The organism is Mesorhizobium sp. P3_A9, from assembly GCF_056402975.1.
In genome coordinates this window covers 1-21,866 of record NZ_JBFUGJ010000069.1, presented here as the reverse complement: position 1 = coordinate 21,866, position 21,866 = coordinate 1, and the positions used below count along the sequence as shown (strand labels likewise).

The following is a 21,866-nucleotide window of genomic DNA, read 5'->3' as shown; positions in this document are numbered from 1 at the left end:
TGAAAGCGGCGTATCATGCGCTTCCACCGCTGTGATCATGCCGTGCCGGTTGGTCATGATCCTGTCGAGCGCCAGCAGCGGCAGGTTTGAGGGGAAGGTGGGGACTGCCGGTGGCTGCGGCCCAAACGTGGCATGCAGCGTGTTGAGCGCCGAGCGGTTGCCGAGCCGCCATTCGTTGAGGTCGCCAAGCAGGAGCGTCGGCTTCTCGTCGGCGCTGCTCATGATGTCGAGCACGACGCGGGCCTGCTGCGAGCGCGAATGGCGCAGCAGACCGAGATGAGCGGCGATGACGCGCAAGGTCCGGTTTCCGTCGAGGTCGATCTCCGCCACCACCGCGCCGCGCGGTTCGAGGCCGGGAAGCCTGATCTGATGCACGTCGCGGACGACGCCCTTCTTGAACAGGAGGACATTGCCGTGCCAGCCATGGCCCTTGCCTGTGGCTGAAATCGGCACTGGCACCAGGCCTGTTTCCCGCTCGAGGCGGGGCAGGTCGAGAAGTCCGTCACGATCGCCGAAGCGGTTGTCCGCTTCCTGCAGGGCGATCACGTCCGGATCGATTTCACGGATGACGCGGCTGGTCCGCTCGGGATCGAACTTGCGGTCGACGCCGATGCATTTGTGGACGTTGTAGGACGCGACCAGCGTTCCGGTGGTAGCGGTCGCCTTGTGCGCAGCAGCGTTTGCCTTCTGCATCCGCCTGTCGCGAATGGACAAAAGCATGGTTGCGGGGAGGCTGCGTTCGTTCATCCGCACCGTGTGCCTGCCATGCCTGCTGGTCTCACCATGCACCTCAAATAGAGTCTTTGCGCTTATGTTCCATGGCTGACACCAAACTATCCGTCAAACACGTCGTTTTGTTAAAGATGGCGCCTGTTTTAGAGATAGGGTGAGAACCCATCTAGAGATAGGGCGAACCCATCTAGAGATAGGGCGATCCCAGCCACAGGATACGGTCGAACAGCCGGATGATGAAGGGCCGGGCCCGCAAGGAGTCCAGCGTGACAGGGATAGCCGTTTCGATCGCCGATCCAATCCGGCCTTCGATCTCGCGGGCAAAGCCTGCGTCGAGAACCTCCAGATCAATCTCGAAATTCAACCGCAGCGACCGGGCGTCGAGGTTGGACGAGCCGACATAGGCCCACACGCCGTCGATCGAAAGCAGCTTGGAATGGTCGAATGGCCCCTCCGTTCGCCATATGCGGCAATAGTTCTTGAGGATCTGGTCGAATTGCGCGGTCATGGCCCGGTCGACAAGGAAGAGATTGTTGACGGCCGGCACCACGACATCGATCTCGACGCCGCGCCGGGCGGCGGTGATCAAGGCGCTGATCAGTTCCCGGTCCGGCAGGAAATAGGGCGACATCAGGCGGATCGACTTGCGCGCGACCGAGAAGGCGCCGATCAGCAGTTTGTGGTTGGTCTCATTGCTGGCATCCGGCCCGGATGCGACCGCCCGCACCAGCATCGGCTGGCCGGCTGCCGGCGACAGCGGGGCAATTCGCCAGGCATCGCCCTTCAGCGCTTCGTTGGTGGAGAAGCGCCAGTCTTCGGCAGCGACCGAGAACAGGTCGGCGACGACAGGTCCACTGACCTTGAAATGCGTGTCCCTGGCGCTGTTCGATCCGGCGAACTCCTCGGAAAAACCCTTGCGGATGTTCATGCCGCCGGTAAAGGCAACCGTGCCGTCGACCACCAGGATTTTCCTGTGGGTTCTCAGGTTGGCGTAGGGCAGGCGCAAGCCCATGACGATGTTGCCGTTAAAGACATCGGCGGGGATGTTGGCGCGGCGCAGATGGCCGAGGATGCTGGGGACGGAATAACGGGCGCCGACGGCGTCGATCAGCACGCGAACGGTGACGCCGCGCCCGACCGCGCCGGCCAGCGATTCGACGAAAAGCAGGCCGACGGCGTCATTGTCGAAAATATAGGTCTCGAGCAGGACGCTGCGCTCGGCGCCATCGATTGCCGCGCACATGGCGGCATAGGCCTCGTCGCCGGTCTCCAGTACATCGATGGCATTGCCGGGGTTAAGCGCGCGCCGCGCCACCCTGTCACCCAGCGTCCGCAGGCCGGTGAAGCGTTGGCCGTAACGCTCGACGATCAGCGCCTCCTCGGCGGCGATGTCACGCTCATGCTTGGCGGATACGGCGTCGCCGGAAAGCGGGCGCTGCGCGGTGATCGTGGCGCGGCGGATGCGGTTGATGCCGGCCACGGCATAGATCAGCACGCCAAGGATCGGCGACAGCACCATCACGCCGACCCAGCCTGTCGCGGCGCGCACATCCTCCTTGGTCATGACGGCGTGGGCGATGCCGACGGTCGCCATCACCACCGAGATGATCGCCAGGATTTGGGTCCAGTGAGTCGCAATAGTCTCGAACATTGCCGGGACTATCCAGCGAGCGACCGCGGAAGGCAATGCAGCCACGCATTCGACGGATGGCGTTCGTGGTGAGGAAATCTACGTCTTGGACATCATTCCATAAAGTGCCGACCCCAGACGCGCCACGGCGCGCGGCAGCGTCATCCATTCCGTCCGAGGTCCCGGGTCGCAGACATTCCTGGCCAGGGAATATTCACCGGAATTATGATGCTGCCCCAAATTCTGAATTGGACGGGGTTAGCCATCTCGGCAACGATACGCACACAAGAGCCGCCAGCCGAGGCGTGCTTCGGCGAACGAGGATCGAGGCGGAAGGACTTGCGTCCATCCGCAGCGCCCCCGACAGAACGCAAACAGAGGTCCGAAAATGGTCGTTCCCCGGGTAACGCTCGATCGCTTGTTCGACGACGCCGGAGGCTCTGTTCAGCCGCGGCAGATCAGCGGCGACGTCATCAATCACACCCGTCGCAGCTTTTTGGCCGCTGGCTGTTTTTGCCTGGCCAGCAGTTTTGCAACGCCTGTGTTCGCTGGTGCGCCCATGGTGAAAAGCCAGGCACCCGGGTTTTACCGCCTGGCGGTCGGCGATTTTGAGATAACAGCGCTATCCGACGGCAGCAATATGCTGCCTGCCACGAAGCTGCTGCAGGGCGACCCGGCTCGGATCGAAGAAGCACTCAAACGCAATTATCTCGGCGACCTCGTCGAGACCTCGCACAACTCCTTCCTCGTCAATACCGGAGCCAAACTGGTTTTGATCGACGCCGGTGCAGGCTCACTGTTGGGGCCAACGACGGGCCATCTGCTCAGCAATCTGCGCGCGTCCGGGTATCAGCCAGAGCAGATCGATGAGCTTTACCTCACGCATCTGCACGCCGATCACGTTGGCGGTCTCATGGTCGAGGGTCAGAGAGCTTTTCCCAATGCAATTGTGCGTGTCGAAAAGCGGGACACCGACTACTGGCTGAGCGAGGCAAACATGCGCGCTGCCCCGGCTGAAGCGAAGCGGTTCTTTGAGGCTGCCATCGCATCGATCACGCCCTATATGCGCGCTGGCAAGCTCGCCATTTTCGATGGCAACACCGACCTGGTGCCTGGTATGCGCGCGCAAACAGCCTATGGGCACACGCCCGGACACACCATGTACGTGGTCGAAAGCAGGGGCGAGAAAATCGTCCTGTGGGGCGACGTCGTGCATGTCGCTGCGGTGCAATTCAAAGACCCTTCCGTCACCATAAAGTACGATGCGGACGCATCGGAGGCCGAACAGGTGCATCAACTCGCATTCGCTGATGCGGCGCAGAATGGCTACATCGTGGGTGGGGCACACATATCGTTTCCTGGACTTGGCCATGTGCGACGCGACGCCGATAGCGCCTACACCTATGTGCCGCTGGACTACAGTCAGGGATAGGTCTCCATAAGCGTGACTATGTTTGCTTGGCTGGGACAGCATCACCAATCGGCGAGCCGTCGAGGGGAGATCCGCAGACATCCCCCACCAGCGAACGAAACCATTGGTGGGCGGGGTGGGTGTGTAAGCGCTCGTGCCAGATCAGCTTGTAAAGCAGTTTCTCCGTCTCGAACGGCAGGTCGCACACCACCAACTCATGCTCATCGGCGATGGCGCGCCAGGGTCCATTGAAGAAGCCAAGCGGCACGCAGGTAAGAAGGTCGCTGCGCGCGACAATCCTCAGCGCATCGGCAAAATGATTGACCACGGCGACGATCGTCCTTGTCCGCCCCGTCAGGCTGAGCCAGCCGTCCACAAGGCCCAGTTCCAGGCCGGATGGAGTTGCCAGCACGTGCGCGGCGGCGGTGAACTGATCAAGGGTCAGGGAGTGCGCCAATTCGTGCCCGCTGCGCATGACGCAGACATAGCGATCCGTCCGCAGGCTTTGCACATGTACTTCTCTCGGCAGCGAGGCAAACATGCCCACGGCGCAGTCGAGTGTGCCGCGACCGATCCCCTCCAGCGAGCCCTCATGCGTATGAACGGCAAATGAAACACGGGCACGCGGAGACGCGGCCTGTAACTTCAGCGTGATGGCGCTGACACCTTCCATTGCAAGACTGTCCGTGACCGCAACCCGGAAACTGGTCGCATTTGATCCCGGGTCGAAGTCGTCGGGGCTGAAAGCGGCGCGGATCGCCGTCAGCGAGCGATGAAGCTCGGGCCACATCGCGACCATGCGTGACGTCGGCTGCACGCCGGTCGCCGTCTTGAGGAAGAGCTGATCTTTCGTCAGCTTGCGGGCGCGACGCAGCGCATTGCTCACGGCTGGCTGGCTCATCGCCAGGCTTGCGGCCGCACGCGTGACATTCCTTTCTAGCATGATGGCCTCAAGGACTGCGATCAGGTTTAGATCGAGGCGCACGTTATTCACCCAGGAAATGACGCTTGTGTCTAATTCTAAATTGGACGCACGCAACGCGGCAAGCAATCCTGTTTCGAACGAGCCGCCGAACACATGCGAGTGAATACGCCCAGCTCGCAACCGGTGATAAAAGCTCGGTACAAACTTGAGGATACGCCATGGATGACGTCGCTTTCGCGGACGTGTTGCCGAAACTGACCGGCAAGATCAGCCCTGACCGCATCCGGTTGATGCGAACGCCGCGTCCGCCGCAGGGGCTGATCGACGGCTTCAAGCGGATCGGCGACGCCACCAGCGTTATTTCGGATATTATGGATGAGCTCGGAATCACCGGCGCGATCGGCGCATCGCTTCTGAAGCCGACCCTGCCTTCGACGTCGATTGTCGGTCCCGCGCTCACGGTGCGCAACATCCTGCAGCGCGAGCATGTCTATGAGACGGCGCGAAACCACGTCAACCGGATGGCGGAATTCGAAGCCCATAATCTGGCATTGCCGGGCGATGTGGTGGTCATCGACGGCGTCGCCGGCGTTTCGAATATGGGCGGGATTTCGGCCCAGACGGGAAAGCGACAGGGCGAGGTCGGAGCGATCGTCTCCGGAGGCATTCGCGATCTCGGCCATTCGCGGCGGGTCGGCTATCCGCTGTGGGCCACCGAGATCACGCCTGTCACCGGCAAATGGCGGATCGAGACCGTGGAGATCAATGGCGATATCCAGATCGCCGGCGTCCGGGTTGCACCCGGCGATATTGTCGTCGCGGACGAAACCGGTGTTTGCTTCATCCCGATTGCCCGCGCCGCCGAAGTTCTCGCAAAGGCGCTGATGAAGTCAGCCTTTGAAGAGGCGAAGTGCGAAGCGATCGAAGCCGGTACCTCCGTCGCGGATCTGCCGGGCAATGCATAGAGCGATAGGTCATCCCGTGAAGAAACTCCGCGTCGCCATTATCAACGATTACCAGGACGTCGTGCGCACGCTCGACTGCTTTTCCAAACTGGAAGGCCACGACGTTGCCATCTGGACCGACATCGTCGAAGACATCGACGTCCTGGCCAATCGTCTCGCCGATGCCGATGTCCTTGTGCTGATGCGTGAGCGCACCCGCATCGATGAAAACGTGCTCAGCCGACTGCCCAATCTGAAGCTCATCAGCCAGAATGGCCACATCCCCCATATCGACCTGGTGGCCTGCGATCGGCATGGCGTCGTCGTCTCGTCCGCTCTCACGGCGCGTCCGTCCTATTCGACGGTGGAATTTACCTGGGGGCTGATGCTCGCGGCGATGCGCAACATTCCGTTCGAGAGCGCTTCGCTGCGGCAAGGTCATTGGCAGACGACCATCGGGCTGGGCCTGAGAGGCCGTGTCCTGGGCATCTATGGTTTTGGCCGGCTGGGCTCGATGGTCGCACGCATCGGCGTCGCCTTCGGCATGGATGTGCTGGTGTGGGGCCGCGAGGGCTCGCTGGCTCGCGCCAAAGCTGAAGGGTTCAACACCGCGCCGGACAAGGCCGCGCTGTTCAGCCTGTCGGATGTCCTCAGCCTGCATCTGCGGCTGAATGCCGAGACCACCGGCTTGGTTACATCAGGCGACCTGGCCCTGATGAAGCCAACCGCCCTGCTGGTAAACACCAGCCGTGCCGAATTGATCGAGCCCGGGGCCCTGGTGGCGGCACTGACCAATGGTCGCCCCGGAAAGGCGGCCATCGACGTGTTCGAACGCGAGCCGCTCACCAATCCGGACGACGCCTTGCTCAGGCTGCCCAACGCATTGTGCACGCCGCATCTCGGCTATGTCGAACGCGACAATTACGAATTCGCCTACGGCAATGCATTCGACCAGATCGTGGCCTTCGCGGCTGGAACCCCGATCAACGTCCACAACGCCCATGGCCAAAAACAGGATCACTGAGATGAACCTCGAACTCGACGGAAAAGTCGTCCTGATCACCGGGGGCAGCAAGGGCATAGGGCTGGCTTGCGCGCGCGCCTTCGGCCGGGAAGGAGCCCGCGTCGCAATCGTATCGCGCAGTCAGGAAAATCTGGACAACGCGAAGGCAACACTGGCCGCCGAGGGCCTGTCGGTCGCGAGTTTCGCCGCCGACCTGTCGGACGGGCTTGCGGCACAGGACATGGTCGCCGCGCTCGAGGATCAGGTGGGCCCGATCGCATCCCTGGTCAATTCGGCCGGCGGCGCCAGGAGAGTTCCTCCGGGCGAGCTGACGCCAGACAAATGGCGCACCGCCATGGACGCGAAATTCTTCACCTATATGAACGTCATGGACTGCGTCCTGCCGCTGATGGTGGCGCGGCGCGCCGGCACGATCGTCAACATCGTCGGCACCGGCGGCAAGATCGCATCGCCCATGCATTTGCCGGGAGGTGCTGCCAACGCCGCACTGATGCTCGCCTCGGCGGGACTGGCGGCGGCCTGGGGTTCCGCCGGCGTCAGGGTCAACGTCATCAACCCAGCCGCCACCATGACCGAGCGCCTGCAGCTGTCGCTTGAAGTCGAATCCAGGATGACCGGCAAGCCGACGGAAGAGCTGCTGCGGCTGAACGAGCAGCGCATTCCCCTGCAGCGCTACGCAAAACCGGAAGAAGTGGCCGACGCCGCGCTTTTCCTCGCCAGCGCAAGATCCTCCTACGTGACAGGAGCTTCGCTGACCATGGACGGAGGTCTCACGCCGCTGGTCGTCTAGCCGGCCCAACAACCAGAACAAGCGATGGGAGGAAGAAATGTTCACCTGGTACAAGCAGTTGACGGAGCGGGAGCGGAACACCTTCTGGGGCTGTTTCGCCGGCTGGGCAGTTGATGCGATGGATGCACAGCTCTTCAGCTTCGTGCTGCCAGTTCTCATTGCTGCATGGGGAATGACGACGGCGCAGGCCGGCTATTTGGCCACGGCAACGCTGCTCTCCGCGGCGATCGGAGGATGGGCCTGCGGATATCTCGCCGACCGTTTCGGCCGGGCCCGCATCATGCAGTTCACAATCCTGTGGTTCTGCGTCTTCACCTTCCTTGCCGGTTTTGCGCAGGACTTCCAGCAACTGATGGTCCTGCGCATCCTGCAAGGGTTGGGCTTTGGCGGCGAATGGGCCGCCGGCGCGGTTCTCATGGGCGAGATCATTCGCGCCGAACATCGCGGCAAGGCCGTGGGTACCGTCCAGAGCGGATTCGGTGTCGGATGGAGCGCGGCCGCCATTCTGGCGGGCGTGGTGCTGGCGCACTTGCCCCAGGAGTATGGCTGGCGGGTGCTGTTGATGATCGGCGTTCTTCCCGGCCTGCTGGTGCTCTATCTGCGCCGCAGAATCGAGGAGCCGGAGGTTTTCGTCAAAACGCGCGAGCTGGTCGAGAGGAGCGGAACCCATCCGGGGTTGGGGGCGATATTCCAGCCGGACACGCTGCGCATTACAGTGCTGTCCTCGTTGCTTGCCTTCGGTGTGATTGGCGTTGGCGGCGCCATTGTCAACTGGCTGCCGACGTTTCTGAAAACCGTGCGTGAACTGTCGCCGAGCACTTCGGGCTACTATGTGTTCGTGGTGACTGGCGGCTCGTTTTTCGGATTTCTGGCAAGCGCATACCTGGCCGACTATCTCGGGCGGAGGCGGACATTCCAGCTGTTTCTGGTGTGTTCCTGGCTGGTCACCATCGCCTACATGTTCCTGCCGCTATCCGGTTGGCTACTGGTTGTCCTGGGCGCACCGTTCGGCTTCTTCACGATCGGCAATTATGCCGCGCTGGGGCCGTTCTTCACCGAGCTCTTCCCGTCCGCCATTCGCGCCAGCGGCCAGAGTTTCGCTTACAATTCCGGCAAGGCGGCGGGCGCGGCCGCCGTATCCAGTATCGGAATACTCGCACAATATGTCAGCCTGGCCGAGGCCATCGGCGTGATTGCGCTGCTCGGCTACGGCATTGCTTTCGCCGCGACCCTTATGCTGCCGGAGACGCGCGGAATTCAACTGACTTCCGGCTATGAGCCGCTTGCGCCGCGTCCTGATACGGGCGTTTCGTCGCCGCCCGCCGCGGCCTCGATTTTGCGCGCAAGACGATAGCCTGTCCAGTTGCACTCGTGGGCAACCGGACCCAACCGCTCGGCATAGGCAGCTTACGAATTATCCCACGGATCAGAGCTCGCGGAGGATCAGCAGAACCATGCGCAAGAGCATTTCGGTCAGAGGACTGAGCCACAGGCATCCTGTTCCCAATGCCTGTCGGATCGGCAACATGGTGTTCTCGGGAGCGGTTCACGGCGTAAGCCCGACCAACCACGAGTTGCCAGCCGGGATGGCGGATCAATCAGCCAATGTGTTTGCCAATGTGCGTGCCATCATCGAGGCCGCCGGCGGCAGCGTGGTGGATATCATCAAGGTGGAGATTTATCTGCGCGACAGCAGCGACAGGAATGCCGTGAATGAAGAATGGCTGCGGATGTTTCCCGATCCGGAGTCGCGCCCGGCCCGGCACGTTCGACCGTTGCCGCCGGATAGCCCATCTCTGGTGCAATGCGAATTTATTGCCGTTATCGAGGAAGGTCTTTGATCTCAGAACATAGCCCTGGAGCTAAATGTTTTGCTGGCGGGCGGGATCTCGCACCGGACCATCACTGCCTTTTGGCCTAGTCGAGGTGAGGCCGGTTTCAATGGCCCTGAGAAGCGCGAGCGCATCGTCAAGTTTGCTGGTGTCGCCGCCAGCGGCAGCGGAGACGGCAGCGCCCCATTCCTTGCGCACCAGCGCGTAGTTGTCGGCTCCGCGCCGTGTGCGGTGGACGCTGACGCCGCGGCGGTCTTCCGGATCGACATGCCGTTCGATCAGTCCTTTGCCTTCGAGGTCGCGCAGGACTGGAGAGACGTTGGTGCGCTGCAGCCCTGTCGCCGCCGCGATCTGGCTCGGTGTCGCAGAGACCTGTGCAACCAGGTGGCGCATGACCATGCCTTCCGACTGCGTGAGAGATAGCGCCCGGTCGTCGCTGTATCCGCGAAACTGGATCTCGCGAGCGATGATGAGGATCAGGTCGGCCAGGTCCGCCCACCGAACCGGTGGGGCCTTGCTTGCGGAGGATTCGCTGTCGGTCTTCATGAGCGGAGTTTACAGCGCCAAGCCAGGTATGTATATGTACATAATGATTATGTTTACATAACTATTTATCCATAGGCAAATGGAGGTTCGCATGACCTATTCAACAGGCGCCGCCAGCCGGCATTCTCCCCGCTCCATGGCCCTTGCCGGAGAGCTGCACGTGGTCGGTGTGTATGTATTGCTCGCCGGCGCCTTCCTGCCGATCGCCGATTTCTTCATCGTCAACGTCGCGCTGCCGACCATTTCCGCCTCGCTCAAGCCGACACCGGCCGCGCTTGAGCTGGTGGTTTCCATCTATGGTGTGGCCTATGCCGCCATGCTCGTGCTCGGCGGCAGGCTTGGCGACCGCTTCGGCCGCCACACGCTGTTTGTGGTCGGACTTTCCGGCTTCATCCTGGCGTCGCTGGCCTGCGGCCTGGCGCCGACCATCGACGTGCTGATCGCAGCCCGGCTGGTCCAGGGCGCGACGGCGGCGATGCTGGTGCCGCAGGTGCTGGCGACCTTCCAGGCGACGCTCGCCGGCGAACGCAAGACCCGGGCCATCGCGCTCTACGGCGCGACTTCGGGTATTGCCGCAGTTGTCGGTCAGCTCGCCGGTGGATTGTTGGTCAGCGCCAATCTGTTCGGCACGTCATGGCGACCGATCTTCCTCATCAACATCCCGCTCGGCATCGCCGTGTTCTTCGCCTCGCGGCTCGTCGTACCGGCCAGCCGCTCACCGCACCCCGCCGGCATCGACCTGCCAGGCGCCGTGCTTTTCGCCGCCACGCTGACGGCCCTTCTCGTGCCGCTGACCGAAGGCCATTCGCTCGGCTGGCCGGCATGGACCTGGGCGATGCTCGCAGCCGCAGTCGTGCTGGCGGTGCTGACCGTGATCGTCGAAAGGGCTGCCGAGGCGCGCGGCGAGGTGCCGTTGCTGCCGCCCTCGCTGCTGAAGCTGCCGTCGATGTCGCGGGGGCTCGCCATGATCACGCTGTTCAGCCTTGGTTTCGGCGCCTTCATGTTCGTCTTCGCGCTCACCGTGCAGAACGGGCTCGGCGCCAGTCCCCTCCAAAGCGGCCTCGCCATCCTGCCGATGGCGATCATGTTCTTCATCGGCTCCATGGTCAGCCCGCATATGATCAGCCGCTTCGGCCGCGGMGCSCTGGCGGCGGGCGGCATCGTKCAGGCGCTTGGACTGGCGCTGTTGATCGGCATCATCGTTTCCGGCTGGCCGAAGGTTAGCCTGGCCGAGCTGGCGCTGCCGCTGGTGCTGATCGGCGCCGGACAATCGATGCTGTTTTCAGGCCTGTTCCGCGCTGTTCTTGCCGATGTTCCGGCCCACCTGGCCGGTGTCGGCAGCGGCGTTCTGATCACGTTGCAGCAGTCGGGTCTGGCGCTAGGCGTCGCCACCTTGGGCACGCTCTATCTGGCGCTGGAGCCCACGAGCATCGCGCAGGCCTTCGGCACCGTCATCGCCATCCAGCTCGCGATCATCTTGGTGCTGGTGTTGTTAACCGGACTGTTGCCGCGCTTCACCAAGCACCAGCCCATCGCCCATCCGGTGGAAATATGACCTCCCGACGCGCCGAACTCAGCAGGGCTCATCGCCAAGACCAAGCGCAATCTTTGGTGCCATATGCCTGCCTGAGCTGAGTTTGGCTGTTCGCCGCGCGCATGCTGAACATTTGCATGCGGCTGCGTTCAGTCGTTACGCCGCTGGCATTCACGGTGTCGCTGCACGGCCTGACCGCGGCGCTCGACCGCATGGTGGCGTTGAGCGGACAGTGAGGAGGCGGGCGGCGGCCTTCGATGCCGCCGTAGTTAGGGCTCATGGAACGTTGGTGTGCTGAGGTCGTTTAGTCCCTGTGCAGCGGATCGTGATGATGAAGAAGACCTACGTCAAACCCACGCTTGTGAAACGCGGAAAACTGACCGAGCGCACGGCGCAGGTCGTGGCATCCGGGATCATTTTGAGCGAGTGATCGGACTTCCTGGTGCCCATGGCTATCACGCCTCGCTTGACATGCCGGTCAGCAGCTTGCGGCCGCCAACTGGCGCGGATACCTCGCATGGCGGCACGCCGCGCGATGGTCGTGGCAGCCCATCCGTCGGGGCGCCGGCCCTGGATGTGAGCCGGAGGGCACTTCAAGGGTGTTGTGGCTCGGCTCTCGATTGGTCGCCAACAATAAACGCCGCGCTGGCTTCGCTGACGATTGACACATGATCCTTGGCCGCCTTGCCAGCGGCAGCGGCATCGCCGCGCAGGATCGCCGTAACAATGGCGTCATGCTCCTGCCAGGATTTGGCTAGGCGCCCGGCCAGCCTGAACTGGGCGCGGCGGAAGGGGGCCAGACGACTGCGTGTCGTCGCGGTCAACTCCTGGATGTGCGTGCTGTGGGCGCCGCGATAGAGCCTGCTGTGGAACTCGGTGTTGAAATATTCATAGTCTTCCTCGGCACCCAGCCGCACCAGCCGCGCCGAGGTCTGGTGCTCGGTCTCGAGCGCGCGGCGCTCGCTGCCGGTCATGCGCTCGGCGCAGAAGCGCGCGCATATGCCTTCCAGTTCGGCCATGCTCTCGAACATCGAGGTGAGATGCTCCTGGGTGACCACGGCGACAATGGCGCCCCTGTTGGGCCGACGCTCGACGAGCCCCATGGCGCTGAGCTGGCCCAGCGCCTCCCGCACCGGTGTGCGTGAAACCTCGAAGCGAACGGCAAGCGAAACCTCGTCGAGTTTTTCGCCCGGACGCAGCACGCCGGTGACGATGCGGTCGCCGATCGCCCTCACCATCTGATCGACGGTCGTGCCCGACCGGATCAACCCGCGCTTTCCCGACAAATCCGCTTCGCCTCCCACGCTTCGGCGTCTCAAGCCATGAAATCCTGCGGCCAAACGGCACGATCCCGACTCAGGCCAGACCCTCTATGCCTATGTTTTAATCTGCCTGTCAAACTGGCTGTTTTCAAGGCAAAAAGTGTATGCAATTGCCTCTCACTTGTGCACGACATGTCGCCATGTTTATTGTTTTTATTGACTAAATTTCATAATTCCAACTGGCACGGCGATTGCATGCACTTTCTCGACAAGGCGTTAACCGACCCGGAAGGGTCCTATAGGGGAGCATAAGAGATGACCGACCGATTCATGCTTAGCCGCCGCCAATTGCTGAAGACATCCGCCGCCGGAGCCGCACTCGGGCTTGCCTCCGCGGCCTTTCCCGTCAGCAGGGCCTTTGCCGCTGCCGCCACCGTCGGCTTCATCTATGTCGGGCCGAAGGACGACTATGGTTACAACCAGGCGCATGCCGAAGGTGCTGCGGCGCTGAAGGGCATCGAGGGCATCACCGTCGTCGAGGAGGAGAACGTGCCGGAGACGGTCGATGTCCAGAAGACGATGGAATCGATGATCAATCTCGACGGCGCCTCGCTGATCTTCCCGACCTCGTTCGGCTATTTCGATCCCCATATGCTGGCCATGTGCGCGAAGTTCCCCGACGTGCAGTTCCGCCATTGCGGCGGCATGTGGGACAAGTCCAAGCATCCGATGAATGCCGGCTCCTATTTCGGCTATATCGGCATGGGTCAGTATCTCAACGGCGTTGTCGCCGGCCACACCTCGAAGACCAAGAAGCTCGGCTTCGTCGCTGCCAAGCCGATTCCGCAGGTGCTGCTCAACATCAACTCCTTCCTGCTCGGCGCGCGCTCGGTCGATCCGACCATCACTTGCCAGGTCATCTTCACCGGCGAATGGTCGCTGGCGGTCAAGGAAGCGGAAGCCACCAACGCGCTGGTCGACCAGGGTGCCGACGTCATCACCTGCCATGTCGACAGCCCGAAAGTGGTGGTCGAGACGGCAGCCGGGCGCGGCGCCTTCGTCTGCGGCTATCACGCCAACCAGAGCCCGCTGGCGCCGGAAAAGTATCTCACCGGTGCCGAATGGAACTGGGCCAAGGTCTACAAGATGTTCGTCGACGATCTGGTGGCCGGCACGCCGTTGCCGAACTTCACGCGCGGCGGCCTGGCCGACGGCTTCGTCAAGATGAGCCCGCTTGGTCCCGCTGTCGGCGAGCCGGCGCGCAAGCAGTTCGACGCCACGCTGGCCGAAATGATGAAGGGCGGCTTCGCCGTCATCAAGGGCCCGCTGAAGAGCAACAAGGGCGCTGTCGTCGCCACCGCGAGCCAGGCGTTTCCGGAAACCGCGATCGAGCTCGAAAGCATGGACTATCTGGTCGAGGGCGTCGTCGGCTCGACCGCCTGATACGAGGGGGGGCGGGGCGATGACGGATACAGTGACAGGGGCCGGCATGCCGGCACTCTTCGGTGCCAAGGGCTATCCGGCGGCGGTGGAATGGATCGCGCGGCGGGCGGAGGCTTTCGTCATTCCGCTCGCGGCGCTTGTCGTCGGCATGGCGCTGTTCAGCCTGTTCATCGCCTTGGTCGGCAAGTCGCCGATCCTGCTCTACGAAACCATGTGGCGGGGTGGCTTCGGCTCCTGGTTCTCGATCCAGAACTCGCTGTCGCGGGCCGCACCGCTGCTTCTGGCGGCGCTGTGCGTAGCGCTGCCGGCGCGGCTTGGCCTCGTCGTCATCGGCGGCGAGGGCGCCATCGTGCTCGGCGGCGTCGGTGCCGCTGCCATCGGCGTGGCGCTCAGCGGCGCGCCTTCCCCAATCGTCATTCTTGCCATGGGCGTGGCGGGCATGGCCGCCGGCGGCATCTGGATCGGTGCCGTCGGCGCGCTGCGCCACTACCGGGCCGTCAACGAAACCATTTCCAGCCTGCTGATGGCCTACATCGCCATCGCGCTGATGAACCAGCTGGTGGAAGGGCCGCTGCGCGACCCGGCCTCGCGCAACAAGCCGTCGACGCAGCCGCTGGCGGAGATCTACCGCATCGGCAACATACCGGGCATGGACGTGCATTGGGGGCTGGTGGTCGGCGTCGTCGCCTGCATCCTCTCCTGGGTGCTCATCGAAAAGACCCGCTGGGGTTTCGCCGCGCGCATCGCCGGCGGCAATGTGCGGGCCGCACAGGTGCAAGGGCTGGCGGTCGGGCCGCTCATCGTCGGCTTCACCGCATTGGCCGGCGGCTTTGCCGGGCTTGCCGGCATGCTGGAGGTCGCCGCCGTGCAAGGCAGCGCCAATGCCTCGCTCGCCGCCGGCTATGGCTACACCGGCATCCTCGTCGCCTTCCTGGCCCGCCACAACCCGCTGGCCATCATCCCGGTCGCCATCCTGCTCGGTGGTATCGACGCGTCAGGCGGGCTGATCCAGCGCCGCATGGACCTGCCCGATGCCACCGTGCTGCTGCTGCAAGGCATGATCTTCATCGTCATCCTGTTCAGCGAAACCTTTTACGGCCGCTTCAAGGCCTTCAATCCCGATCTGTGGAAGCGGCCCGATCTGTCGAGGGGGACTGCCTGATGGATGCGACCGAGATCGGCCTCTGGGGCGTGCCGCTGGCCATTCTGGGCGGCGCCATCCGCGTGTCGACGCCCTTCATCTTCGTCTCGCTCGGCGAGGCGATCACCGAGCGGTCCGGCCGCATCAATCTTGGGCTCGARGGCACGCTCGTCTTCGGCGCCATGACCGCCTATGCGGTGGCGGTGATGACCAACTCGCCCTGGCTCGGCCTGCTCGCCGCAGCCTTCGCCGGCCTGTGCTTCGGCCTGTTCCACGGCTGGATCTGTAAATTCCCCAAGGTCAACGACATCGCCATCGGCATCGCGCTGATGCTGTTCGGCTCGGGGCTGGCCTTCTTCTTCGGCAAGCCGTTCATCAAGCCGAAGGCGCCCAATTTGCCGGCCATTCCCTTCGGCGGCTGGTCCGATATTCCGCAGGTGCAGGCCGCACTCGATGTCAATGTGCTGTTCCTCATCGGCGCCGTGCTGTCGGTCATCCTTTGGTGGGCCTTCCGCAACACCCGCGCCGGCCTGATCGTGCGCGTCGTCGGCGACAGTTCGGACGCCGCACGCGCCATGGGCCTCAACCCCGATACGGTGCGGCTGCTCGCCACCGGCGTCGGCGGCGCGCTGGCCGGCATCGGCGGCGCCTATCTGTCGCTCTACTATCCCGGCAGCTGGACCGAGCGTATCTCGTCGGGCCAGGGCCTGATGGCGGTGGCGCTGGTCATCTTCGCGCGCTGGAACCCGCTCGGCTGCTTTGCCGCAGCCCTTTTGTTCGGCGGGGCAGGGGCGCTCGGTCCGGCGCTGCAATCGGTCGGCGTCACGCAAGGCTATTATCTGTTCTACGCCGCTCCCTACATCCTCACCCTCATCATCATGATCGCCACTTCGTCGCCGACACGCTCGCTTGCCGGTGCGCCGGGCGAATTGTCGATCACCAAATGACTGACACCAAATGACTGGAGTTTTGCCTATGAACGCCAGAGCCGAATTCACCCAGCACACGATCGATGCCGAGCCCTATCCGTGGCCCTATAATGGTGACCTGCGGCCCGACAACACGGCGCTGATCATCATCGACATGCAGACCGATTTCTGCGGGCCGGGCGGCTATGTCGACCATATGGGCTACGATCTGTCGCTGGTGCGCGCGCCGATCGAACCGATCAAGGCGGTGCTGTCGGCGATGCGGGCCAAGGGCTACACCATCATCCACACGCGCGAGGGGCATCGCCCCGATCTCGCCGACCTGCCGGCCAACAAGCGCTGGCGTTCACGCCGCATCAATGCCGGCATCGGCGACCCCGGCCCGTGCGGGCGCATCCTGGTGCGCGGCGAGCCGGGCTGGGACATCATCCCCGACCTCTACCCGATCGAAGGCGAGCCGATCATCGACAAGCCGGGCAAGGGCTCGTTCTGCGCCACCGATCTGGAGCTGATCCTCAACCAGCGCGGCATCGAGAATATCGTGCTGACCGGCATCACCACGGATGTCTGCGTGCACACCACTATGCGCGAAGCCAATGACCGCGGCTATGAATGCATGATGCTGGAGGATTGCTGCGGGGCGACCGATTACGGCAACCATCTGGCGGCGATCAAGATGATCAAGATGCAGGGCGGCGTCTTCGGCACGGTGTCGAATTCGAAGGCGCTCGTCGCGCAGCTGCCGTGAGGAGGCCGCGATGAGTGACAGGAAAGCGGTCGGCGTCGAAACCATAGGGATGACCATGCGCTTCGGCGGCTTCACGGCGCTGGACGCGGTGTCGGTGAAGGTGCCGGCGGGCTCGTTCCACGCGCTGCTCGGCGAAAACGGCGCCGGCAAGTCGACGCTGGTCAAATGTATGATGGGTTTTTATCACCCGACATCGGGCGACATGCTGGTCGATGGCCGCGAGGTGGCGATCGCCAGTCCGCGCGACGCCTCGGCGCTTGGGCTCGGCATGGTCTACCAGCATTTTACCCTCGTTCCCTCGCTTACCGGCGCGGAAAACCTCGTCATCTCGCGCGAGAAGGTGCCGGGCATCATCGACTGGCGCAAGGAGCGGGGCGATCTCGCCGTGTTCATGGAGCGCATGCCGTTCAAGCTGCCGCTCGACGTCAAGGTGGCGGAGCTTGCGGCCGGCGAGAAGCAGAAGCTSGAAATCATCAAGCAGCTCTATCTCGGCCGCTCCTTCCTGGTGCTGGACGAGCCAACCTCGGTGCTAACGCCCGGCGAGGCGCAGGAGGTGCTGGGACTGGTGCGCGCCATGACCAAGGCGGGCGACCTCACCGTGCTGATGATCTCGCACAAATTCCATGAGGTCACCGCCTTCGCCGACGATGTGAGCGTGCTGCGCAAGGGCAAGCTGACGGGAACCGGCCGCGTTGCCAACCTCGACCACAAGGCGATGGCGGCGATGATGATCGGCGACCAGCCGATCGCGGCGCTCGACAGCCGTGCGGCGCCGAAACCGGATGCCGAGATCGTGCTCAAGGTCAAATCGCTGAAGGCGCCGGACAGGACCGGGCTGAAGTCGATCCGCATCGAGGACCTCGGCGTGCGCTCGGGCGAGATCGTCGGCATTGCCGGCATTTCCGGCAACGGCCAGAAGGAATTCCTCGAAGTTCTAGCCGGTCAGCGGCCGCGCGACGCCGGCGAGGTGCTGGTGCGCGGCTCGGCCTATGCGGCGACGCGGGCCGAGGCTCGGGCGCTCAATGTGCGGCTCATTCCCGAGGAGCCGCTGAAGAATGCCTGTGCGCCGAAAATGACGGTGGCCGAGAACATCTCCTTCCGCACCTTCGACATGGACGGCAATGGCCGGCCGGTGAGCTGGATCAACGCCAGTGCCATCCGCGCCTTCAGCGCCAGGCTGGTCGAGCAGTTCAAGGTCAAGACCGCCTCGCTGTCGTCGCCCATCGCCTCGCTGTCGGGCGGCAATGTGCAGCGCGCGGTGCTGGCGCGCGAGCTGACCGGCGAGGTCGACCTGCTGATCGTCTCCAACCCCTGCTTCGGCCTCGATTTCTCCGCGGTGGCCGAAATCCGCGCCCGCATCATGAAGGCGCGCAATGCGGGTGCGGCCGTGCTGCTGATGTCGGARGACCTCGACGAACTSCTSGAACTGTCSGACCGCATCTTCGTCATGTCGGACGGCGCGCTGGTCTACGAAACGCCGATCGCGCAGGCGAGCGTGCAGACCATCGGCGAACATATGGCGGGRCATCACTGATGGCGGAAATCGATGCGCAGCCTTTTGCCTTTGCGTTCAAGCCCGACACGATGGCGCTGGTCGTCATCGACATGCAGCGCGATTTCGCCGAGCCCGGCGGCTTCGGCGCCAGCCTGGGCAACGATGTCAGCCGGGTGACGGCGATCGTGCCGACGGTGAAGAAGCTTATCGAGGGGTTCCGCGCCGCCGGCCTGACGGTGATCCACACCATGGAGTGCCACCGCGCCGACCTTTCCGACCTGCCGCCGGCCAAGCGCAACCGCGGCAATCCGTCGATCCGCATCGGCGATGTCGGGCCGATGGGCCGCGTGCTGATCGTCGGCGAGCCGGGTACGGCGATCCTCGACGAATTGGCGCCACTGCCGGGCGAGATCGTCATCGAGAAGCCGGGCAAGGGCGCCTTCTACGCGACGACCTTCGGTGACGAGTTGAAGCGGCTTGGCGCACAGCAATTGGTTTTCGCAGGGGTCACCACCGAAGTCTGCGTGCAGACGACGATGCGCGAGGCCAATGATCGCGGCTATGAGTGCCTGCTCGCCGAAGACGCGACGGAAAGCTATTTTCCCGAATTCAAGGCGGCGGCCATCGCCATGATCCGCGCGCAAGGTGCGATCGTCGGCTGGACGGCGACGACCGACCAGGTGCTGCAGGGACTTGCCCATGGCTAATTTGAGTTTTGCCGGCCTCGTCGGTGGCGGCTGGCGCGACCTGGCGTTCGAGCCTTTTCGCGAAGGCATCACGGTACACTGGCTGCTGAAGGGCGGACCGGTCGAGCCGTCGGTGGCGATCCTCGACTACCRGCCCGGCGCCGGCGTGCCGCGCCACCGCCATGTCGGGCTGGARACCATCGTCGTGCTSGARGGSACSCAGAGCGACGAGAAYGGCGACTATYCMGCMGGCAGCGTCATCCTGAATCCRGTCGGGACCGAGCATTCGGTGTGGACGAAAGACGGCTGCGTCGTGCTGATCCARTGGGACCTGCCGGTGATCATTCTGGGAGAGGCCACATGAGCGAAATCCGCTTCGACATCGGCAGTCTGCATGCGGCCTATGCGGCTGGCGTAAGTGTCTCCGCCATGATCGATGCGGTGCATGAGCGCATCGCGGCGGCCGACGATCCCGGCATCTTCATTCATCTCGCCGGCAAGGCGGGCATGCTGGCGCAGGCGCAAGAGCTCGGGTCGTTCGATCCGGTGGGCAAGCCGCTGTGGGGCGTGCCGTTCGCGGTCAAGGACAACATCGATGTCGCCGGCATGCCGACCACTGCCGCCTGCGCCGAATATGCCTATATGCCCGACAAGGACGCCACCGTGGTGGCGCGGCTGAAGGCCGCCGGCGCGCTGGTGGTGGGCAAGACCAATCTCGACCAGTTCGCCACCGGACTGGTCGGCGTGCGCACGCCCTATCCGATCCCGAGGAACGCGGTCGATGCCAGCCTCGTGCCGGGCGGCTCGTCGTCGGGCTCGGCGGTGGCGACGGCGCGCGGCATCGTCTCGTTCGCGCTCGGCACCGACACGGCCGGCTCCGGCCGCATTCCCGCCGGCCTCAACAACATCGTCGGGCTGAAGCCGACGGTCGGCGCGCTCTCGGCCGCCGGCGTGGTGCCGGCCTGCCGCACGCTCGACTGCATCTCGGTGTTCGCGCTCACCGTCGACGACGCTTATGCGGTGTACGGCGTGGCGACGGCCAAGGACACGGCCGATGCCTACTCGCGGACTGTGAAGGTGCCGGCGCTCGCAGCGCGCCCGCCGATGCTGAGCGTCGGCGTGCCGGCGAAGGCGGACCTGCAATTCTTCGGCGATGCCTCGATGCAGGCAGGCTTCGAGGCGGCGCTTGGCCTGCTGGAAAAGCTCGGCTGCCGGCTGGTGGAGATTCCGTTCGCCGATTTCTACGCCACCGCCAATCTGCTCTATGAAGGCGCCTGGGTGGCCGAACGCTATGCGGCGATCCGCGAATTCATGGAGGCCAATGAGGCCGCCATGCACCCGGTGACGCGAAAGATCATCGGTGGCGCGCGCGGCCTGTCGGCGGCCGACGCCTTCAAGGGCCTCTATGCGCTGCAGGCCTACAAGGCCAAGCTCGCCCCGGTCATTGCTTCGGTCGACCTGTTCTGCGTGCCGACCGCGCCGACGCATTATGCGCTGGACGCCGTGCTCGCCGATCCGATCGCCACCAACAGCCGGCTCGGCACCTACACCAATTTCGTCAATCTGCTCGACATGTGCGGTATCGCCGTGCCGACCGGCAAGCGCGACGACGGGCTGCCGATGAGCGTGACGTTGCTGGCCATGGCGGGCAGGGATTGGCTGACATCAGCTCTTGCTCGCGATATCCATGCGGCGAGCGGCCTTGTCCTCGGCGCAACCGGCTGGCCGCAGCCCAGCCTGCAGCCAGCCGCTGTCGCGCCCTGCGACGGTTTGATCGACCTGGTGGTGGTCGGCGCGCATCTGTCCGGCATGCCGCTCAATGGCCAGCTCAGCCAGCTCGGTGCACAGTTCCTGCGCGCGACCAGGACGGCCGCCGCCTACAAGCTCTATGCGCTGGCCGGCCAGTCTGTGCCCAAGCCCGGCTTGATCAGGGTTGCCGACGGCGGCACGCGGATCGACGTCGAGATCTGGCGGCTCGAGCCGGAGGCCTTTGGCCGTTTCGTCGCCGCTATTCCGGCACCGCTCGGCATCGGCACGGTCGAACTCGACGACGGCACCCCGGCCAAGGGTTTCCTGGTCGAAACCGCCGGCTTGGACGGTGCCCTCGATATCTCTTCATTCGGCGGCTGGCGCGGCTTTGTCGCACGCGGCAAAGACGTGGCCGACCAAAGCGATCAGCGACGGAACTGGCCCGCCGGCGTCCCGATCACCGCGGCCTAGCGCGCCTTCCGGCTTCGGAGCTACCTGCATCGGTTGGACTTCGGTGCCGGGCAAGACAATCGCCGATGGTGTCCTACATTGCCGATCGCGCCAACGCGACACCCTCGTCCGACATCGGAGCACGGACCCCGGTCCTGATGACTCCCGAACCATAGCTCTTGCGCGCAAAAACCTCTTTCACCAGGGGCGCAAAGAATTCCAGCGGCTTGGTTGGATAATCGGGATCGAAGCTGGACTGGTCCCATTTCTCGCAGAATTCGGCGCAGTCGTCGAAATAGGCGCTGCCCCGGAAGGCATCGCGTTTGTGCGGATTGGCGCCGACATGCTCGCCGTAATAGAGCAACTGGAAGTCGCCGTGCTTCTCGACCACCCAGGCACATTGGTCGCGCACGAACGGCCGGATGATGGCGGCGGCATATTCATCGTGGTTGTAAGGCGCGTAGATGTCGCCGATGTCGTGCAGCAGCGCCGACACCACCCAGTCGATGTCGGCGCCGGCGTTCCAGGCCCGCGTCGCGGCCTGCAGCGAATGGCCAAGCCGCGTCACCTTGTAGCCGGACAGGGATTTGTCGAG

22 protein-coding genes are annotated in these 21,866 nt (G+C 63.8%); 16 read left to right on the top strand and 6 right to left on the bottom strand.

The genetic code is table 11. From position 1 onward, the window contains the following. Positions 1-693 (bottom strand): endonuclease/exonuclease/phosphatase family protein (locus tag AC1DX0_RS12795; RefSeq protein WP_477355577.1); only part of this gene is annotated, 693 nt, incomplete at its 3' end. A 226-nt stretch (positions 694-919) separates the two neighbouring features. Continuing rightward, complete coding sequence (locus AC1DX0_RS12790; RefSeq protein WP_477219885.1) at positions 920-2,383, bottom strand: phospholipase D-like domain-containing protein; 1,464 nt, start codon at positions 2,381-2,383, stop codon at positions 920-922. Between the two features lie 367 nt (positions 2,384-2,750). Here AC1DX0_RS12790 and AC1DX0_RS12785 point away from each other — a divergent pair, with 367 nt between their 5' ends. Then, positions 2,751-3,794 carry an MBL fold metallo-hydrolase gene (locus tag AC1DX0_RS12785; RefSeq protein WP_477219884.1) on the top strand — a complete coding sequence of 348 codons (1,044 nt, stop codon included), beginning with the start codon at positions 2,751-2,753 and terminating at the stop codon, positions 3,792-3,794. Positions 3,795-3,810: 16 nt separating this feature from the next. Here the strand turns inward: AC1DX0_RS12785 and AC1DX0_RS12780 are convergent, their stop codons facing one another. After that, positions 3,811-4,824, bottom strand: coding sequence for a LysR family transcriptional regulator (locus AC1DX0_RS12780; RefSeq protein ID WP_477219883.1), 1,014 nt, complete (start codon positions 4,822-4,824; stop codon positions 3,811-3,813). A 92-nt stretch (positions 4,825-4,916) separates the two neighbouring features. On the opposite strand from AC1DX0_RS12780, the gene AC1DX0_RS12775 reads away from it, so the two are divergent. The 5 genes from AC1DX0_RS12775 to AC1DX0_RS12755 all read left to right on the top strand — a co-directional run bounded on the left by AC1DX0_RS12775 (position 4,917) and on the right by AC1DX0_RS12755 (position 9,297). Beyond that, entirely contained in the window at positions 4,917-5,663 is a 747-nt protein-coding gene (locus AC1DX0_RS12775; protein ID WP_477219882.1) for an RraA family protein, read from the top strand. Between the two features lie 16 nt (positions 5,664-5,679). Beyond that, the gene (locus AC1DX0_RS12770; protein WP_477219881.1) at positions 5,680-6,666 is read left to right on the top strand and encodes a D-2-hydroxyacid dehydrogenase family protein; all 987 of its coding nucleotides are present in this window, start codon (positions 5,680-5,682) and stop codon (positions 6,664-6,666) included. A gap of 1 nt (position 6,667) precedes the next feature. Further along, positions 6,668-7,456: an SDR family oxidoreductase gene (locus AC1DX0_RS12765; protein WP_477219880.1), complete on the top strand. Its 789-nt coding sequence runs from the start codon at positions 6,668-6,670 to the stop codon at positions 7,454-7,456. A 37-nt stretch (positions 7,457-7,493) separates the two neighbouring features. After that, entirely contained in the window at positions 7,494-8,810 is a 1,317-nt protein-coding gene (locus AC1DX0_RS12760; protein WP_477219879.1) for an MFS transporter, read from the top strand. Positions 8,811-8,910: 100 nt separating this feature from the next. After that, positions 8,911-9,297 (top strand): RidA family protein, encoded by a 387-nt coding sequence (locus AC1DX0_RS12755; RefSeq protein WP_477219878.1) that lies wholly within the window; start codon positions 8,911-8,913, stop codon positions 9,295-9,297. A 21-nt stretch (positions 9,298-9,318) separates the two neighbouring features. Here AC1DX0_RS12755 and AC1DX0_RS12750 read toward each other — a convergent pair whose 3' ends face one another. Continuing rightward, positions 9,319-9,834: a MarR family winged helix-turn-helix transcriptional regulator gene (locus AC1DX0_RS12750; protein ID WP_477219877.1), complete on the bottom strand. Its 516-nt coding sequence runs from the start codon at positions 9,832-9,834 to the stop codon at positions 9,319-9,321. A gap of 91 nt (positions 9,835-9,925) precedes the next feature. Here AC1DX0_RS12750 and AC1DX0_RS12745 point away from each other — a divergent pair, with 91 nt between their 5' ends. Both AC1DX0_RS12745 and AC1DX0_RS12740 read left to right on the top strand, forming a co-directional pair. Further along, entirely contained in the window at positions 9,926-11,389 is a 1,464-nt protein-coding gene (locus tag AC1DX0_RS12745) for an MFS transporter (RefSeq protein ID WP_477219876.1), read from the top strand. A gap of 310 nt (positions 11,390-11,699) precedes the next feature. Continuing rightward, on the top strand, positions 11,700-11,798 hold the full coding sequence (locus tag AC1DX0_RS12740) for a putative RiPP precursor (RefSeq protein WP_477219875.1): 99 nt from the start codon (positions 11,700-11,702) through the stop codon (positions 11,796-11,798). Positions 11,799-11,961: 163 nt separating this feature from the next. On the opposite strand, the gene AC1DX0_RS12735 is transcribed toward AC1DX0_RS12740, so the two are convergent. Next, positions 11,962-12,606: a GntR family transcriptional regulator gene (locus tag AC1DX0_RS12735; protein ID WP_477220284.1), complete on the bottom strand. Its 645-nt coding sequence runs from the start codon at positions 12,604-12,606 to the stop codon at positions 11,962-11,964. A gap of 339 nt (positions 12,607-12,945) precedes the next feature. On the opposite strand from AC1DX0_RS12735, the gene AC1DX0_RS12730 reads away from it, so the two are divergent. From AC1DX0_RS12730 to atzF, 8 genes are read left to right on the top strand one after another with little or no spacing between them, the layout of a single operon-like run. Then, positions 12,946-14,073 carry a BMP family ABC transporter substrate-binding protein gene (locus AC1DX0_RS12730; protein ID WP_477219874.1) on the top strand — a complete coding sequence of 376 codons (1,128 nt, stop codon included), beginning with the start codon at positions 12,946-12,948 and terminating at the stop codon, positions 14,071-14,073. A gap of 46 nt (positions 14,074-14,119) precedes the next feature. Next, positions 14,120-15,235: an ABC transporter permease gene (locus AC1DX0_RS12725; RefSeq protein WP_477220283.1), complete on the top strand. Its 1,116-nt coding sequence runs from the start codon at positions 14,120-14,122 to the stop codon at positions 15,233-15,235. Continuing rightward, complete coding sequence (locus AC1DX0_RS12720; protein WP_258581780.1) at positions 15,235-16,161, top strand: ABC transporter permease; 927 nt, start codon at positions 15,235-15,237, stop codon at positions 16,159-16,161. Before AC1DX0_RS12725 ends, AC1DX0_RS12720 begins: the two co-directional genes overlap by 1 nt. A 28-nt stretch (positions 16,162-16,189) precedes the next feature. Continuing rightward, complete coding sequence (gene biuH, locus AC1DX0_RS12715) at positions 16,190-16,891, top strand: biuret amidohydrolase (RefSeq protein WP_475438299.1); 702 nt, start codon at positions 16,190-16,192, stop codon at positions 16,889-16,891. A gap of 10 nt (positions 16,892-16,901) precedes the next feature. Further along, entirely contained in the window at positions 16,902-18,425 is a 1,524-nt protein-coding gene (locus AC1DX0_RS12710) for an ABC transporter ATP-binding protein (protein ID WP_477219873.1), read from the top strand. Next, positions 18,425-19,093 (top strand): cysteine hydrolase family protein, encoded by a 669-nt coding sequence (locus AC1DX0_RS12705; RefSeq protein WP_477219872.1) that lies wholly within the window; start codon positions 18,425-18,427, stop codon positions 19,091-19,093. Before AC1DX0_RS12710 ends, AC1DX0_RS12705 begins: the two co-directional genes overlap by 1 nt. Continuing rightward, a complete protein-coding gene (locus tag AC1DX0_RS12700; protein WP_477355574.1) occupies positions 19,086-19,436 on the top strand; it encodes a cupin domain-containing protein in 351 nt (116 codons plus the stop codon). Before AC1DX0_RS12705 ends, AC1DX0_RS12700 begins: the two co-directional genes overlap by 8 nt. Continuing rightward, positions 19,433-21,292: an allophanate hydrolase gene (gene atzF, locus AC1DX0_RS12695; RefSeq protein ID WP_477219870.1), complete on the top strand. Its 1,860-nt coding sequence runs from the start codon at positions 19,433-19,435 to the stop codon at positions 21,290-21,292. The genes AC1DX0_RS12700 and atzF overlap by 4 nt, the downstream gene beginning before the upstream one ends. A gap of 73 nt (positions 21,293-21,365) precedes the next feature. On the opposite strand, the gene AC1DX0_RS12690 is transcribed toward atzF, so the two are convergent. Further along, positions 21,366-21,866, bottom strand: a 501-nt coding sequence (locus AC1DX0_RS12690; protein ID WP_477355571.1) for an HD domain-containing protein, incomplete at its 5' end; no start/stop codon positions are given.